A 16,991-nucleotide genomic window follows, 5' to 3' on the forward strand; every position below is an offset into this window, starting at 1 on the left:
GGCTGCATCGCGTCTGGAGGACGCATTATGCAGGACGTGCTCACGGATCTGATGACAACATGGAACGCCGGGGGCACAGCTGGGGTCGCGACGGTCGTGCGGACCTTCCGTTCGTCGCCGCGACCGCCTGGTGCGGCCATGGTCGTCGCCCCGGACGGAACGGTCGGCGGTTCGGTTTCCGGTGGCTGTGTCGAGGGCGCGGTCTACGAACTCGCCACCGATGTCATCCGGACCGGTTCTCCGGTGCTGCAGCGCTACGGCTTCTCCGACGAGGACGCATTCGCTGTTGGTCTCACCTGCGGCGGCATCATCGACATCTTCGTCGAAGCGGTCTCGCGGGAGACGTTTCCGGAACTCGGCGAGGTCGCCGCGGATATCGCCGAGCACCGGCCGGTCGCGGTTGCGACCGTCATCGAGCACCCCGACACCGCCCGGGTAGGGCGTCGGCTGCTGATCCGTCCGAGCGATGCGCACGGCGCGCTGGGGTCGGCGCGCGCCGACGATGCGGTCATCGATGACGCACGCGGGCTGCTCGCGGCGGGCCGCACCGAAGTGCTGTCCTATGGTCCGGACGGGCAGCGCCGCGGCGAGGGCATGGGTGTTTTCGTCGCCAGTTATGCCCGGCAGCCGCGGATGCTGGTGTTCGGGGCGATCGATTTCGCCGCCGCCGTCGCCCAGCAGGGATCATTCCTCGGCTACCGGGTGACTGTGTGCGACGCGCGGCCGGTCTTCGCCACCTCCGCCCGGTTCCCGACCGCCGACGAGGTCGTCATCGACTGGCCGCACCGCTACCTGGCCGCGCAGATCGCGGCCGACGCGGTCGATTCGCAAACCGTCGTCTGCGTGCTGACCCACGATCCCAAGTTCGACGTTCCGCTGCTCGAGGTGGCACTGCGCGCGCCGCAGATCGGCTATGTCGGTGCCATGGGCTCGCGCCGCACGCACGACCAGCGGCTGGACCGGTTGCGACAGGCAGGCCTCACCGACGAACAACTCACCCGCCTCGCCAGCCCGATCGGGCTGGATCTGGGCGGGCGGACACCGGAGGAGACGGCGGTGTCCATCGCGGCCGAGATCATCGCGCGACGCTGGGGCGGACACGGCGCGGCACTGAGCAGAACCAGCGGCCGGATTCACCACGCGACCAGCGCGAACAGCGAATTAAGTGATTCCTTAAATCGGTCTTGACGCCCGGCTCAGCGGGGCCGAGGCTTGGCTCATTCCCGCTGATGTGAGGTCGATCACATGCAAGTTCCTGGGCCATTCGAATACGAGCGCGCAACGGGCGTGGATCACGCCGTCGGACTACTGGACCGGCTCGGGGAGGAGGCGCGCATCGTCGCGGGCGGGCACAGTCTGCTGCCGATGATGAAGCTGCGGCTGGCCAATCCGGAATATCTCATCGACATCAACGACCTGGCCGCCGAACTGGGCTACATCGTCACAGATCCGACCCTGGTGCGCATCGGCGCGATGGTCCGGCATCGGCATGTGCTGGAATCCGACGACCTCGCCACCGTGTGCCCGATCTTCCGTGACGCCGAGCGCGTGATCGCCGACCCGATCGTACGCAACCGCGGCACGATCGGTGGCTCGCTGTGTCAGGCCGATCCCGCCGAAGATCTGTGCACGGTCTGCACGGTCCTCGGCGCCACCTGCCTGGTACGCGGACCGTCCGGCGACCGGGAGATCGCGATGGACGACTTCCTGGTCGGCCCGTATGAACCCGCCATGTCGCACAACGAACTTCTGCTCGAGATCCGAATCCCGGTGCGGCATCGGACCTCGAGCGCCTACGCGAAGGTAGCGCGCCGCGTCGGCGACTGGGCGATCGCGGCGGCAGGCGCGACGGTCACCCTGCGCGGCGAGGCGATAGCGGCCGCACGGATCGGTCTGACCGCGGTCGACCCCGATCCGGTGGCGCTGGCCTCCTCGGTGGACGTGCTCATCGGTGATCCGCCCACCGAGGAGGTCTTCGCGGAGGCGGGCCGCCGGGCGAGCGCGGCGTGCTCACCTGTCTCCGATGCGCGTGGCAGCGCGGATTACAAACGCCATCTCGCGTCCGAACTGACGATTCGCGTGCTGCGCACCGCGGTCGAGCGCGTACTGAATCACCCTGCGCCGGAAGGGAATTAGCCATGCAGGTAACCATGACCGTCAACGGCGAGCCGGTGACCGCGCAGGTCGAGCCACGCACCCTGCTCGTGCATTTCCTGCGAGATCAGTTGCGGCTCACCGGAACCCACTGGGGCTGTGACACCAGCAACTGCGGCGCCTGTGTAGTGCAGGTCGACGGCGAACCGGTGAAGTCGTGCACGATGCTGGCCGTCATGGCCGGCGGTCGTGCGGTGCGCACCGTCGAGGGGCTCGAGGTGGACGGCCGACTCGATCCCGTGCAAGAGGGTTTCATGCAGTGCCACGGGTTGCAGTGCGGATTCTGCACGCCCGCCATGATGATCACCGCCCGCGCCCTACTGGACCGCAACCCGAATCCCGACGAGCAGACCATCCGCGAGGCGATCTCGGGCCAGATCTGCCGCTGCACCGGATACACCACCATCGTGCGGTCGATCCAGTGGGCCGCGGCGAAACAACGCGGCGAAGCGGTCGAGCCCGAACCCGCCGCCACGCCTACACCGGTAGGGACCACGTCATGACCGCCGTCGAATCCCGGCCCGAAGACCGTGTCGACAACGACCACAAGCCATGCGGTCACGGCAGGATGCTGCGCAAAGAGGATCCACGGTTCATTCGCGGACACGGCAATTACGTCGACGACGTATCGCTGCCCGGCATGCTGCATTTGGCGATCCTGCGTTCCCCGTTCGCGCACGCCCGGATCGTGAGCGTCGATATCTCCGCGGCACAGGCACATCCGAAGGTCAGGGCGGTTGTCACAGGTGCGGATCTGGCGGCGAAGGGACTGGCCTGGATGCCGACGCTGTCCAACGACGTGCAAGCCGTGCTGGCCACGGACAAGGTCCGGTTCCAGGGCCAGGAGGTGGCCTTCGTCGTCGCCGAGGACCGCTATTCCGCCCGTGATGCGTTGGAGCTCATCAACGTCGAGTACGAAATGCTCGATCCGGTGATCGACGCCCGGACCGCGCTGGCGCCCGGGATGCCGGTGATCCGCGACGATCTCGAGGGCAAGCGCGACAACCACTGCTTCGACTGGGAGACCGGCGACGCCGCCGCGACCGAGGCGGTGTTCGCGCGCGCCGACGTCGTCGTGAAACAGGAGATCGTCTATCCGCGAGTGCATCCCGCCCCGATGGAGACCTGCGGCGCCGTCGCCGATCTCGACCCCGTGACGGGCAAGCTCACCCTGTGGTCGACGAGTCAGGCACCGCATGCCCACCGCACCCTCTACGCGCTGGTGGCCGGGCTGCCCGAACACAAGATCCGGGTGATCTCACCCGATATCGGCGGCGGGTTCGGCAACAAGGTGCCCATCTATCCGGGATACGTCTGCGCCATCGTCGGATCGCTGTTGCTGGGCAAACCGGTGAAGTGGATGGAGGATCGCAGCGAGAACCTCACCAGCACCGGATTCGCCCGCGACTACATCATGGTCGGCGAGATCGCCGCCACCGCCGAAGGCAAGATCCTGGCCATCCGGTCGACCGTGCTCGCCGATCACGGCGCCTTCAACGGCACCGCCGCACCGTTGAAGTATCCGGCCGGCTTCTTCGGCGTCTTCACCGGCAGCTACGACATCGAGGCCGCCTACTGCAAGATGACCGCGGTCTACACGAACAAGGCCCCCGGCGGCGTCGCCTACGCGTGCTCGTTCCGGATCACCGAGGCCGTCTACTTCGTCGAGCGGCTGGTCGATTGCCTCGCCTACGAACTGAAGATGGACCCGGCCCAGCTGCGGCTACGCAACCTCCTTCGCCCCGAACAATTCCCGTACACCACCAAAACCGGCTGGGTCTATGACTCCGGCGACTACGAGAAGACCATGCGCCTGGCGATGGACATGATCGGCTACGACGCCTTGCGAAAGGAACAGCAGGACAAGCGCGCCCGCGGCGAGCTGATGGGCATCGGGATGTCCTTCTTCACCGAGGCCGTCGGTGCGGGTCCGCGCAAAGATATGGACATCCTCGGACTCGGGATGGCCGACGGGTGCGAGCTGCGCATCCATCCCACCGGCAAAGCCGTTGTGCGCATAGCGGTGCAAACCCAGGGGCAAGGGCACGAGACGACATTCGCCCAGATCGTCGCCGAAGAACTCGGCATCCCGCCGGAAGATATCGACGTGGTGCACGGCGATACCGATCAAACTCCGTTCGGCCTGGGCACCTACGGCAGCCGCTCGACACCGGTCTCGGGCGCCGCCGCCGCACTGGTGGCGCGCAAGGTGCGCGACAAAGCACGGATCATCGCATCCGGCATGCTCGAGGTCTCCATCGCCGACCTCGAGTGGGAGAAGGGCTCGTTCCACGTCAAGGGCGATCCGTCCGCGGCCGTGACGATCCAGCAAATCGCGATGCGAGCACACGGCGCCGGAGATCTGCCCGAAGGCATCGAGGGCGGACTCGACGCGCAGATCTGCTACAACCCGGAGAATCTCACCTACCCCTATGGTGCGTACTTCTGCGTCGTCGACATCGACCCCGGGACAGCCGTGGTGCAGGTGCGACGCTTCCTCGCCGTCGACGACTGCGGCACCCGGATCAATCCGATGATCATCGAGGGCCAGGTGCACGGCGGCATCACCGACGGCATCGGCATGGCGCTGATGCAGATCATGGCCTTCGACGAGGACGGCAACTGCCTGAGCGGATCCCTGATGGACTACCTCATCCCGACCGCACTCGAAGTTCCGCATTTGGAGACCGGCTACACGGTCACCCCTTCGCCACACCACCCGATCGGCGCGAAAGGCATCGGCGAATCGGCCACGGTCGGATCGCCGGCAGCGGTGGTCAACGCCGTGGTGGATGCGTTGGCGCCGTTCGGAGTTCGCCACGCCGACATGCCGCTGACGCCGTCGCGGGTGTGGGAAGCGATGCAGGGGCGGGCCACACCGCCGATCTGAGTGGGTGCCGGCGATGGGATCAACGATGAAGATGAGCGAGCGCGCACAGCAGTTGGTTCGCACCCGGACTCCGTTCGTGCACGCGACCGTCGTGCGCGCGCAGCAACCGACCTCGGCGCATGCCGGGGACGAAGCGATCCTGTTGCAGGACGGGACGATCGAAGGGTTCGTCGGCGGCCAGTGCGCCCAGAACTCGGTCCGCAAGGCGGCGCTGGGTGCCCTGCAGTCGCACGAGAGTGTGCTGCTGCGCGTGCTGCCCGACGGCGACCTGCAGTTTCCCGAAGCACCCGGCGCGGCGGTCGTGGTGAATCCGTGTCTGTCCGGCGGAGCGTTGGAAATATTCCTCGAGCCGCAGATCCCGGCGCCGTTGGTGCGCATCTGCGGCGCGACACCCATCGCGGACGCCTTGGCCGACATGTGCGAACTGGTCGGATTCGGAGTGCAGCGCAGTGTGGCCGGAACCGACTCGCCGGATTCGCTGGCCGATACGACGGCGATGGTGATCGCCAGTCACGGTGGCCCCGAAGCCGAGCTGATCCGGGCCGCGCTCGATGCGGGTCTCGGCTATATCGGGTTGGTGGCCAGCAAAATTCGGGGGGCGTCGATTCTCGACGAACTCGAATTGACCGACGCCGAGCGGGCGCGGGTGCGCACCCCGGTGGGTTTGCCGATCGGCGCCAAGACCTCCGCGGAGATCGCCGTCTCGATTGTCGCGCAAGTGATCCAAGCGATCCGCAAAGACGGTTTGGCCGTGACGCCCCGCACGGTGGATGTCGCGGTCGAGGTTCTCGATCCGGTGTGCGGCATGACCGTGACGGTCGGGCCGGACACACCGCATCTCACCATCGGCGATGTCGACCACTGGTTCTGCAGCTCCGGCTGCCGCACCTCCTTCGCGAAGACGGGCTCATGACAATCGGGTTCGTCACCGGAGTCGTACTCGCCGCGGGAGCCTCACGGCGCCTCGGCACTGCGAAACAGCTACTGCCGTACCGGAATACGACGGTACTCGGCGCCACCCTCGAAGCGGTGCGTTCCTGCGCTTTCGACCAGACCATCGTCACCCTCGGCGCCGCGGCCACGGCGATCCGGCAGCAGGTCGATCTCGCCGGGCTGGAGGTGGTCATGGCCGACGACTTCGGTTCGGGCTGTTCGTCGTCGTTGCGTTCGGCCCTGCGCGTGGTACACCCCGGTGCTGCCGGAATTGTGCTGATGCTCGGGGATCAACCAGGTCTGTCGGCGGCAGCCGTACAGCGACTGATCGCCGAGGGAACATCCACGGCGATCACCATCTGTCGCTACCACGACGGTGTCGGGCATCCATTCTGGCTGAGTCGCAGCGTATTCGGCGAGTTGGCCCGATTGCACGGCGACAAAGCCGTGTGGAAGATCATCGAGTCCGGCCGCGTCCCGGTGTCTCGACTCCACGTCGATGCGCCGATGCCCTTGGATGTGGACACCTGGGACGACTACGAGCGCCTGCGCGCCACGACGTCGCCATGATGTCGCCGTTCGACGATATCGAGGACGTGGTCCGACGATTCGACGCCGACGACTACCTGCTCGATACCGGGACCGCCGCCGCTTTCTATCTGGCCACCACGTTGGGTCGGCCGCTGCTGCTGGAAGGCGAACCGGGAGTGGGCAAGACGACGGCGGCCAAAACCCTGGCCACCGTGCTCGGTGCACCACTGATCCGCCTACAGTGCTACGAGGGACTCACCGTGAGCGAAGCACTGTACGACTGGAACTACCAGCGTCAACTGCTCAGCATCCGGCTCGCCGAGGCGCGCGGCGCCGACCTCACCGAAGCCGATCTGTTCACCGAGGCATTCCTGGTCGACCGCCCGATCCTGCGCTGTGCCCGATATCGCGGCCCGACACCCCCGGTGCTGTTGATCGACGAAATCGACCGTGCCGATGACGAATTCGAAGCACTGCTGCTCGAATTCCTCGGTGAGGCCGCGGTGACCGTACCCGAACTCGGGACCTTCGTCGCCGAACACCCGCCGCTGGCGGTGCTGACCTCCAACCGCAGTCGCGACCTGCACGACGCGCTGCGGCGGCGCTGCCTCTACCACTGGATCGACTATCCGGAGCCGACCCGCGCGGTAGCGATCGTGCGACGCACCGTGCCCGGGGCAACCGACGCACTGATCGAACACGCCACCGGATTCGTCGGCCGCGCCCGCGAACTCGACCTCGACAAGCCGCCCGGCGTCGCCGAAACCATCGACTGGATCGCCGCGCTGGCAACACTCGACGTCGCCGATCTCACCGCACCGGAGGCGGTCGCCGCGCTCAGCGCACTGGCCAAGACACCCGACGACCGAGCCACCGTGCACACCGCATTCGTCGAATACACCCGAAGCCTGGCCACCGGATGAGAGGGATACTCCGATGAAGATCGCCAACGAATTCACCGTCAACGCACCCGTCGAACAGGCATGGCAGGTGCTGACCGACCTCGAACAGGTGGTCCCGCTCATGCCCGGCGCACAGATGGTCGGCTGGCAGGGACAGGACTTCCTCGGCAAACTGAAGGTCAAAGTCGGCCCGGTGACCAGCGAATTCACCGGGAAAGCGAATTTCGTCGAGCGCAACGAACACGACCATCGCGCCGTCATCAACGGCACCGGCCGCGATTCACGCGGATCCGGAAACGCGGCGGCGACCATCACCACGCAACTGCGCGAAGACGACGGCAAGACCCGCGTCACCGTGGACACCGACCTCAAGATCGTCGGCAAGCTCGCCCAACTCGGCAGCGGGGTGCTGCAGCAGGTGTCCGAGAAACTCCTCGGCCAATTCGTGACGTCCCTCGAAGCGAAACTCGCGGCGAGCGATTCGGCCGCCGCGGTGGTTGGGCCGGACAGCCGAGAGATGCGGCCGCAGCCGGTCACACAACCCGAACCGGCACCACTGGATCTCGTCGATCTCGTCGGACCCACGATGATCAAGAAGTATGCGCCCGCGATCGCGCTCGCGATCGCGCTCGCGGCCGTGCTCGCGGCCGTGCTCGCAATCATCCTGGTACGCAGACGAATGCGCGGGAAGCGATGACACGCGCGGTAATCCTGCGCGGGGTCGATCTGGCCGCATTCGCCGTCGCGGTGGTCGCACGGCTGCGCCGTGGTGGCGTCGCGGTCGCACCGAGCGGGCCCGCGCTATTCGTACAAGCCTTGCACCGCATGCCACCGCGGTCGCGCACCGAACTCTACTGGGCCGCGCGACTCACCCTCGTCGATCGCATGCAGGATCTCGCCGCCTTCGACGCGGTCTTCGCGACGGTGTTCGCCGACGCGGTGCTGGGTGTGGACCCGCCCAGCCGAACGCACCGATTGCCGACCGAACACCTGCCGGCGCCGGGTACGGGCGGCCGGGAGCAGAGTCGGCAAGGGGGTGCGGTCCCTTGGGCGACACTGCAATCAGCGACCGGCGCCGACCGATCGACCGACAAGGGCGTGACGCTGCCGGACGTACTGCCGAGCAGACTCGCGGCACGAGCACAGGAACCGTTCGACCACTTCGATCCCGACGACCTGCGCACGGTCGGTGCCTGGCTCGAGCAGGCATCGGCGCACTGGCCGCAGCGCCGCAGCAGGCGGTATGAAAACCATCCACACGGCAAGCGGATCGACTTCCGGGCCACGATGCACAACTCCCGCCGCACCGGCTGGGAGTCGGCGGTCCTGGTCCGCACCCGTCCCCGCGGCCGCCCGCGCCGAATCATCATGATCTGTGACGTCAGCCGCTCCATGCGACCGTATTCGACGATCTACCTACACCTGATGCGAGCCGCGATGCAGCGCCGCACACCCGATCGACCCGAGGTATTCGCCTTCTCCACCTCGCTGACCAGGCTGACCTCGGTGCTGGCGCACCGTTCCCCCGACGTCGCGGTGGCCAGGGCCAACGACAAGGTGGTCGACCGCTACGGCGGCACGCATATCGGACGGTGCCTCGGCACGCTGCTCGCGACTGCGTCCGGCAACGCGGTGCGCGGCGCCGTCGTCGTCATCGCCTCGGACGGCTGGGACAGCGACACCCCCGATGTCCTCGCCCGAGCGATGGCCCGGATCCGACGCCGGGCTTGGCGCGTGATCTGGCTCAATCCCCGCGCGGGCGACTCCCGATTCCAGCCGACCACCGGTGCGATGGCGGCGGCGCTGCCGTACTGCGACATCATGATGCCCGCACACACGCTGGCGGGCATGCACGAGTTCCTGCAAGCCCTGGCATCGGCGAATATCACCTGACACCCTGTCGACGCACACGCACCGGTGACACGGCGAAAGAAACAGCGATAGTCTTCCTCCGCGCCGCCGGGCCCGGCTTCAGCCCGGTACGCGATGGGCGAACGGCCTCGATCAGGCGTCGGAAGTTGTTATGCACGAACCGAATTCGTAACGATGCAATACCACCTCTCGGCCGCCGAGCTGCTGGCAGCACTCGCCGAACTCCTCGAGGACACGCTGCTGCCCGCCCTCGATCCGGCGTCGCGCCACATCGCAGGCCATCTCTTCGGATTCATGCGCCAACGTGACCCAAAGGCGTCAGACCGGAGTAATCGGCAACCGAAGCGCGCCCGGCGCCGACTCCGGCACCACCGGATTCTTCGGCGCGATCGCATCGATCCGCCGATACGGCGCACCCAGCCGCGGACGCTGATCCTGTTCACCCTTGTTCGGCCACAACGACATCGCGCGCTCGGCCTGCGCGGTGATGGTCAGCGACGGGTTCACCCCGAGATTCGCCGAGATCGTCGAACCGTCCACGATGTGCAGACCCTCGTAGCCGTAGAGCCGCTGATACGGGTCGACCACGCCGGTATCGGGGGAGTCGCCGATCGCACATCCACCGATGAAGTGGCCGGTGATCGGGATATTGGCCATCTCGGTCCAGGAGCCCTGCGGAATGCCGTTGATCTTCTCGGCGACCCGCCGGGTGACCTCGTTGCCCTCCGGAATCCACGCCGGAGGCGCTTGTCCCGCACCGGGTTTGGTGGTCATCCGCTTACCGAACAGACCGCGCTTGTTATAGGTGATGATCGAATTGTCCACGTTCTGCATGACCAGCAGCCCGATCATCCGTTCGGACCAGTGCGCCGGATTGTGCATGCGCAGCAGATCCCGCCGATACCGCAGCATCTCCCGCAGACCGAGCACCCAGCGACGCTTACCCTCCTGCCCGTCGACCAGCACCGTCGTCAACAGACCCATGAAATTGCTGCCCTTGCCGTAACGCACCGGCTCCACATGGGTGTAGGCGTTCGGATGGATCGAGGAGGTGATAGCGACACCCTTGGTGAAATCCGAATCCTTATCGCGTGTTCGCGCCGCCAGCACCGCCTCGGAATTCGTGCGCGCCAGATGACCCAGGCGCAGCGAAATATTCGGCAGCACACCACGATCCCGCAGATTGTGCAGCAGCTGCTGGGTACCCAGCGCGGCCGCGGAGAACACCACCTGATCGGCGGTGAAGGTCTGCTTCGTCTTGCGAACCCAGCGCCCGGTGCGCACGGTATCGACCGCATACCCGCCACCGGACAGTGGCCGCACCGACACCGCGGTCGTCAACGGATGCACGGTCGCGCCCGCCTGCTCCGCCAGATACAGATAGTTCTTCACAAGGGTGTTCTTCGCGCCGTGCCGACACCCGGTCATGCACTCACCACAGTGCGTACACGAGTGCCGCTCGGGTCCGATACCACCGAAGAACGGATCCGCGACCGCAGCCCCGGGCCGAGTCTCCTTATCCGCGAACAACACTCCGACCGGTGTGCGACGGTAAGTATCGCCGATACCCATATCCTCGGCGACCTCCCGCAGCACCCGATCCGACGGCGTAGTCGCCGGATTGGTCGTCACCCCCAGCATGCGCTTGGCTTGGTCGTAATGCGGCGCCAGCTCGGACTTCCAATCGGTGATATGCGCCCACTGCTTATCGCCGTAGAAAGTATCCGGCGCCTCGTACAGCGTGTTCGCGTAAACCAGCGAACCGCCACCGACACCCGAACCGCTCATGATGAAGGTGTCGTTCAGCAGCGTCATCCGCTGAATACCGAAGCAGCCCAATTTCGGCGCCCACAGATATTCGCGCAGATGCCAGGAGTTCTCAGCGAATTCGTCATCGGCGAAGCGCCGCCCCGACTCCAGGACACCGACCCGATAGCCCTTCTCGGTCAACCGCAGCGCGCTGACACTGCCACCGAAACCGGAACCGATCACCAGTACGTCATAGTGCGTCATGGGATTACCTTCCGGTCCGAACCAGCTCGTAGTCGCGGACATCGAAATGCGTCCGCTTGTCGTATTCACTCATCCGGCCCGGCCAGTTCGCCGTCACCCGACCGCTGGCCTCCCGGTACCAGCTGGTGCACTTGGTCCACACCGTATGTTCGAGCCGCCCCTGGATCTCCTCGTCGAACCGCGCCTCAACCTCCGGCTTCACCGACAGATAACCACCGACCTCGCGCAGATGCTCCACCGCTTGGCGCAGATAGCGCGCCTGCCGCTCGTGCATGTAGATGATCGAACCGGCACCGAGGTTGGTATTCGGCCCGTACATGATGAACATATTCGGGAAATGCGGCACGGTGAGGCCCTTGTAGGCCCGCGCACCGCCCGACCACACCTCGCGCAGCTCCTTGCCACCGATCCCGCGAATCGTCATGGGCGCCAAGAACTCCGTGGCCTTGAATCCGGTGCAGTACACGATCACATCGACCTCGTACAGCGTGCCGTCCTCGGTGCGCACACCGGTCGGCGTGATCTCGGCGATATGCGAGGTCTCCACGTGCACATTCGGCTGCGCCACCGCCGGGTAATAGTTGCTCGCCATCAGCCCGCGCTTACAGCCCGCCTCGTAATCCGGCGTCATCTTCGCCAGCAGTTCCGGATCGGAGATCTGCGAGGCCCGATGCCGGTCCGCCCACCCGGAGATCACATCGGCGATGCGGCCGTTGCCCTCCAGCCCCGAGGTCACCAACTCGTAGAACGAATACCAGCCGAACCGCTCCGCGCGCTGGATCAGCGGGAACTTCGTCACGATCGACAGCTTGTCCAGCGCATTGAGTTTCGGTGGCACGTAATAGCTTTCGATCTTCGGAATGATCCACGGCGCCGACCGCTGGAACACCGTCAACTGCCCGACCTTCGGCTGAATCGCCGGAATGATCTGAATCGCACTCGCACCGGTGCCGATAATCGCGACCCGCTTACCGGACAGCTCGATATCGTGGTCCCAGCGCGCCGAATGGAACGCATCCCCGGTGAACGAATCCATGCCCGCAATATTCGGCCACACCGGACGCGACAACTGACCCACCGCGGGCACGAAGACATCGGCCTCGAGCAGCTCACCCGCGGTCGTGCGCACCTGCCAGATGCCACGGTCGGCATCGAAGTCCGCCGAGTCGACCTCGACACCGAAACGCATGTGCTTGTCGAGGTCGTAGCGGCGCGCGACATCGTGCATGTAGGCGAGGATGTCGGGCTGTTCGGCGAAGCGCTTCGGCCAGTGCGCATTCGGGGCGAAGGAGAACGAGTACAGATCCGATGGTGCGTCACAGGCGGCGCCGGGATACGTATTGTCCCGCCAGACACCGCCGAGCCCGTCGGCCTTATCGATAATGGTGAACGCGTCGTGGCCGCGGCGCTTTAGCTCCAGCGCGGCCGCGAGGCCGCCGAATCCGGCGCCGACGATGAGCACGGACGGAGTGCTAGTCATGTCGACAACTGTATGAACGGTGACACAGTTGCCGAGAGAGGGCTGCGGCCAGGAAATCAACATTTTCGGCCATCGAGTGGTGCTTCATTCGTCACAGTGACGATTTACGGTGGGGTAGCGGGAAGGGACAAAGGGGAGAGGTTCAGCGGTAACTTCTTGCCACCCAGGGCAATTCGGACACCGCTGCTGACGTCGAGGCGGCCGCACTGATTCGACCGACTGCGATCAAGGCACCACCGGGACAACCTCGGGCTCAGCCTTCCGATCCACATGAAATCCCGGCAAATACCGATTCGCGAACGGAATCAAGACCTGAATCAGCGGACCGATTCCGAACGCATAGACCACCGTGCCGATGCCGACGCTGCCACCCAATAGCCAGCCGGTCGTCAATACCGACACCTCGATCCCGGTACGCACCAATCGCACCGACCAACCGGTCCGGCGCACCAGTCCAGTCATCAGTCCATCCCGCGGCCCGGGACCCATACCCGCCCCGATATACAGCACGGTTGCCACCGCATTCAAAACCACTGCGGCACCCATCGCGCCGACCTGTACCGGCAGAACACCCCAGTCCGGCAACATCCACAACCCGACATCGACCGACACACCGATCACCACGACATTGCTCACCGTGCCGAGACCCGGCCACTGCCGCAACGGAATCCACGCCAACAACACCGCGACTCCAGTCAGCGCCGTCACCGCCCCGAAGCTGATCGGCACATGCGCGGCCACCCCTTGATGAAACACATCCCACGGGTCCAACCCGAGCCCGGCCCGAATCATCACCGCCATCGAAAACCCGTACAACCACAACCCGACATAAAGCGCCACCAGCCGCCGAACCAACATCACCCCAGCCTGCCGCCAACTGGACTCGCAAAACAGATCCAATCATCAACCACTGGCCTCACAACGAAAAGCCAATGCAGCCCGACAGGCCCGGCCCCCACAACACCCTAAATCGTCACTGTGACGATTTAGGGTTGCCGCGAGAGACGAGGGGAGCCGGTCGAGATCCAAGGCTTTCGAGCGGCTCCGACGTTCTTCCGTCGAAATCCAGGATCAACCGGAATATTTACATCAACAGAATGGACAACAAGGGGACACCACGCATCCGCAGCACGCGTTCCGCGCGCAGGATCGCCGGTAGCCGGCCAGCCGCTCAGCAGGCAGAGTCCCGAAATCCTATACATGCCAACGTCATACAACACGAACCGCCCACTTCCAGCCCCTCCGTTGTAACGCCGATAATCAACATTATGTCAGGTAAACGCCGTGACGATCGCCGCTCACAGTTCATCCGCCGCTCCCCTCCCAATAACCACGACCTCGGACCGGCAGCGGATTGTGGGTTCATCAGGTGCGACAGGTCCGGAGACGAGCGGAAGTTGTGGGATCGTCTCGAGATTTCGGAAAACCCTCCCGTGGAGACTTGAATGAGTCATACTCTTGAATGTGTCCACGAATTCGGAATTCGAGCGTATGTTGCGCGGGGTGTCGCTGCGCGTGACGGCGCCGCGGGTTGCCGTGCTGACTGCTGTGCACGAGCATCCGCACTCCGATACGGACTCGATCCTCGGTCATGTGCGCGCGACGCTCGGTGCGGTATCCCATCAGGCGGTGTACGACGTGTTGCGCGCATTGACGGCCGCCGGTCTGCTACGGCGCATCCAACCAATGGGATCCGTGGCGCGCTACGAAACGCGAGTCGGCGATAACCATCACCATGTGGTGTGCCGCTCGTGCGGCGTCATCGCCGATGTCGACTGCGCCGTCGGTGACGCGCCCTGCCTGACCGCATCACACGACAACGGATTCGTACTCGATGAGGCCGAGGTCATCTATTGGGGCCTGTGCCCCGACTGCTCGGCAGCGCAAATGTCCGGATCACACCAGTGATCACAGCCCGATTCACTCACTCCCCCGAAAGGAATTGCCGTGCCTGAGGAACATCCGCCCATCGGAGAGGCCAATACGGAACCCGCCGCCGGTGGTTGCCCCGTTACGTCCGGTCGCCTCAAGTCCCCAGCCGAGGGCGGAAGCAGCAACCGTGAATGGTGGCCGAACCAGCTCAATCTCAAGATCCTGCAGAAGAACCCGGCCGTAGCCAACCCCATGGGCGCGGACTTCGACTACGCCGCGGAATTCAAAACCCTCGATCTGGCTGCGGTGAAGCAGGACATCGTCGAGATCATGACCACCTCGCAGGAGTGGTGGCCCGCCGACTTCGGTCACTACGGACCGTTCTTCATCCGGATGGCCTGGCATGCCGCGGGCACCTACCGGATCAACGACGGCCGCGGTGGAGCCGGCGCCGGAATGCAGCGCTTCGCCCCGCTCAACAGCTGGCCCGACAACGCCAGCCTCGACAAGGCGCGTCGTCTGCTGTGGCCGGTCAAGCAGAAGTACGGCCGCAAACTGTCCTGGGCCGACCTGATCGTCTACGCGGGCAATGTGGCACTGGAAGACATGGGCTTCCCGACCTTCGGGTTCGGCGGCGGCCGCGTCGACCAGTGGGAGCCCGAAGAGGACGTGTACTGGGGTCCCGAGCAGACCTGGCTCGGCGACGATCGCTACACCGGCGCCCGTGATCTCGAAAACCCCTTGGCCGCAGTCCAGATGGGCCTGATCTACGTGAACCCGGAAGGCCCCAACGGCAATCCGGATCCGCTCGCCGCGGCTGTCGACATCCGTGAGACGTTCCGCCGCATGGCCATGAACGATATCGAGACGGCGGCCCTGATCGTGGGTGGCCACACCTTCGGCAAGACCCACGGCGCCGGCGATGCCGAGCTCGTCGGTCCCGAGCCTGAGGCCGCCCCGCTCGAGGAGCAGGGCCTGGGTTGGAAGAGCGCCTTCGGCACCGGTGTCGGCAAGGACGCGATCACCTCCGGCCTGGAGGGCACCTGGACACCCACCCCGACCAAGTGGGACAACAGCTTCCTCGAGACCCTGTACGGGTACGAGTGGGAGCTGACCAAGAGCCCCGCCGGTGCGAACCAGTGGATCCCCAAGGACGGCGCGGGCGCCGGCACCGTGGTCGATGCCCACGACCCGTCGAAGTCCCACACCCCGGTCATGCTGACGACGGACCTCTCGATGCGGCTCGACCCGATCTACGAGCAGATCACCCGTCGCTGGCTCGAGCACCCCGAGGAGCTCACCGACGAGTTCGCCAAGGCCTGGTACAAGCTCACCCACCGCGATATGGGTCCGGTCGTCCGCTACCTCGGACCGCTGGTCCCGAAGGAGACACTGATCTGGCAGGATCCGGTCCCCGCGGTATCGCACGACCTCATCGGGGCTGCCGATATCGCCGCACTCAAGAGCCAGATCCTGGCTTCGGGTCTGACTGTCGCACAGCTTGTTTCGACCACGTGGGCGGCGGCAGCGTCGTTCCGCGGCAGTGACAAGCGCGGTGGCGCCAACGGCGGACGCATCCGCCTGCAGCCGCAGGCCGGCTGGGAGGTCAACGAGCCCGACGAACTCGCCCAGGTGGTGCGCGTGCTCGAGGGCATCCAGGAGTCCTTCAACTCCGCCCAGACCGGCAACACCCGGGTGTCCTTCGCCGACCTCGTCGTGCTCGGCGGCGCCGCGGCGGTCGAGCAGGCAGCCAAGGCCGCCGGCTACGACGTCGAGGTGCCGTTCACCCCGGGTCGCACCGACGCCACCCAGGAGCAGACCGATGTGGAGTCCTTCTCCGCGCTCGAGCCCAGCGCGGACGGTTTCCGCAACTACCTCGGCAAGGGTAACCGGCTCCCCGCCGAGTACCTGCTGATCGACCGGGCGAACCTGCTCACCCTCAGCGCTCCCGAGCTGACCGTCCTCATCGGTGGTCTGCGCGTCCTCGGCGCGAACCACAAGCAGTCGCCGCTGGGCGTATTCACCGAGAACCCGGGATCGTTGACCAACGACTTCTTCGTGAACCTGCTCGATATGGGCACGAAGTGGGAGCCGTCGGCCGCCGATGACGGAACCTACGAGGGCAAGGACCGCGCCACCGGTGCGGTCAAGTGGACCGGCAGCCGCGCCGACCTGGTCTTCGGGTCGAACTCGCAACTGCGCGCTCTCGCCGAGGTCTACGCGACCGACGACTCGAAGGAGAAGTTCGTCAACGACTTCATCGCCGCGTGGGTCAAGGTGTCGAACCTGGACCGGTTCGACCTGGTGTGATGAAGGAGGACTGACCGACCGATAAGGGCGGTAG

14 protein-coding genes are annotated in these 16,991 nt (G+C 65.6%); 11 read left to right on the top strand and 3 right to left on the bottom strand.

From position 1 onward, the window contains the following. The first annotated feature begins 27 nt into the window (after window positions 1-27). The 9 genes from ACFYOW_RS30885 to ACFYOW_RS30925 are packed head-to-tail and all read left to right on the top strand — an operon-like array spanning window position 28 to window position 9,303. Complete coding sequence (locus tag ACFYOW_RS30885; RefSeq protein ID WP_387293598.1) at window positions 28-1,188, top strand: XdhC family protein; 1,161 nt, start codon at window positions 28-30, stop codon at window positions 1,186-1,188. A 57-nt stretch (window positions 1,189-1,245) separates the two neighbouring features. Continuing rightward, window positions 1,246-2,136 (top strand): FAD binding domain-containing protein, encoded by an 891-nt coding sequence (locus ACFYOW_RS30890; RefSeq protein ID WP_387293599.1) that lies wholly within the window; start codon window positions 1,246-1,248, stop codon window positions 2,134-2,136. A 2-nt stretch (window positions 2,137-2,138) separates the two neighbouring features. Then, window positions 2,139-2,657 carry a (2Fe-2S)-binding protein gene (locus ACFYOW_RS30895; protein WP_387293600.1) on the top strand — a complete coding sequence of 173 codons (519 nt, stop codon included), beginning with the start codon at window positions 2,139-2,141 and terminating at the stop codon, window positions 2,655-2,657. Then, window positions 2,654-5,044: an aerobic carbon-monoxide dehydrogenase large subunit gene (locus ACFYOW_RS30900; RefSeq protein WP_387293601.1), complete on the top strand. Its 2,391-nt coding sequence runs from the start codon at window positions 2,654-2,656 to the stop codon at window positions 5,042-5,044. Before ACFYOW_RS30895 ends, ACFYOW_RS30900 begins: the two co-directional genes overlap by 4 nt. A gap of 25 nt (window positions 5,045-5,069) precedes the next feature. Next, window positions 5,070-5,957 carry an XdhC family protein gene (locus ACFYOW_RS30905; protein ID WP_387293602.1) on the top strand — a complete coding sequence of 296 codons (888 nt, stop codon included), beginning with the start codon at window positions 5,070-5,072 and terminating at the stop codon, window positions 5,955-5,957. Beyond that, complete coding sequence (locus tag ACFYOW_RS30910) at window positions 5,954-6,547, top strand: NTP transferase domain-containing protein (RefSeq protein WP_387293603.1); 594 nt, start codon at window positions 5,954-5,956, stop codon at window positions 6,545-6,547. Before ACFYOW_RS30905 ends, ACFYOW_RS30910 begins: the two co-directional genes overlap by 4 nt. Continuing rightward, window positions 6,544-7,431, top strand: coding sequence for an AAA family ATPase (locus ACFYOW_RS30915; RefSeq protein WP_387293604.1), 888 nt, complete (start codon window positions 6,544-6,546; stop codon window positions 7,429-7,431). The genes ACFYOW_RS30910 and ACFYOW_RS30915 overlap by 4 nt, the downstream gene beginning before the upstream one ends. Window positions 7,432-7,444: 13 nt before the next feature. Continuing rightward, on the top strand, window positions 7,445-8,107 hold the full coding sequence (locus ACFYOW_RS30920; protein WP_387293605.1) for an SRPBCC family protein: 663 nt from the start codon (window positions 7,445-7,447) through the stop codon (window positions 8,105-8,107). After that, on the top strand, window positions 8,104-9,303 hold the full coding sequence (locus ACFYOW_RS30925) for a VWA domain-containing protein (protein WP_387293606.1): 1,200 nt from the start codon (window positions 8,104-8,106) through the stop codon (window positions 9,301-9,303). Before ACFYOW_RS30920 ends, ACFYOW_RS30925 begins: the two co-directional genes overlap by 4 nt. Window positions 9,304-9,600: 297 nt before the next feature. On the opposite strand, the gene ACFYOW_RS30930 is transcribed toward ACFYOW_RS30925, so the two are convergent. From ACFYOW_RS30930 to ACFYOW_RS30940, 3 genes are all read right to left on the bottom strand, one after another. Next, window positions 9,601-11,295 carry a GMC oxidoreductase gene (locus ACFYOW_RS30930; protein ID WP_387293607.1) on the bottom strand — a complete coding sequence of 565 codons (1,695 nt, stop codon included), beginning with the start codon at window positions 11,293-11,295 and terminating at the stop codon, window positions 9,601-9,603. A gap of 4 nt (window positions 11,296-11,299) precedes the next feature. Next, window positions 11,300-12,775, bottom strand: a complete 1,476-nt coding sequence (locus ACFYOW_RS30935) for a flavin-containing monooxygenase (RefSeq protein WP_387293608.1) — start codon at window positions 12,773-12,775, stop codon at window positions 11,300-11,302. A 225-nt stretch (window positions 12,776-13,000) separates the two neighbouring features. Then, window positions 13,001-13,633 (bottom strand): YitT family protein, encoded by a 633-nt coding sequence (locus ACFYOW_RS30940; protein WP_387293609.1) that lies wholly within the window; start codon window positions 13,631-13,633, stop codon window positions 13,001-13,003. Window positions 13,634-14,266: 633 nt separating this feature from the next. Between ACFYOW_RS30940 and ACFYOW_RS30945 the strand changes: the two genes are divergently transcribed. Both ACFYOW_RS30945 and katG read left to right on the top strand, forming a co-directional pair. Beyond that, window positions 14,267-14,683 (top strand): Fur family transcriptional regulator, encoded by a 417-nt coding sequence (locus ACFYOW_RS30945; RefSeq protein WP_387293809.1) that lies wholly within the window; start codon window positions 14,267-14,269, stop codon window positions 14,681-14,683. A gap of 39 nt (window positions 14,684-14,722) precedes the next feature. Further along, window positions 14,723-16,957, top strand: a complete 2,235-nt coding sequence (katG, locus tag ACFYOW_RS30950; RefSeq protein ID WP_387293610.1) for a catalase/peroxidase HPI — start codon at window positions 14,723-14,725, stop codon at window positions 16,955-16,957. Window positions 16,958-16,991: the final 34 nt, after the last annotated feature.

Source organism: Nocardia sp. NPDC006982 (assembly GCF_042869435.1).
Classification (GTDB): Bacteria; Actinomycetota; Actinomycetes; order Mycobacteriales; family Mycobacteriaceae; genus Nocardia.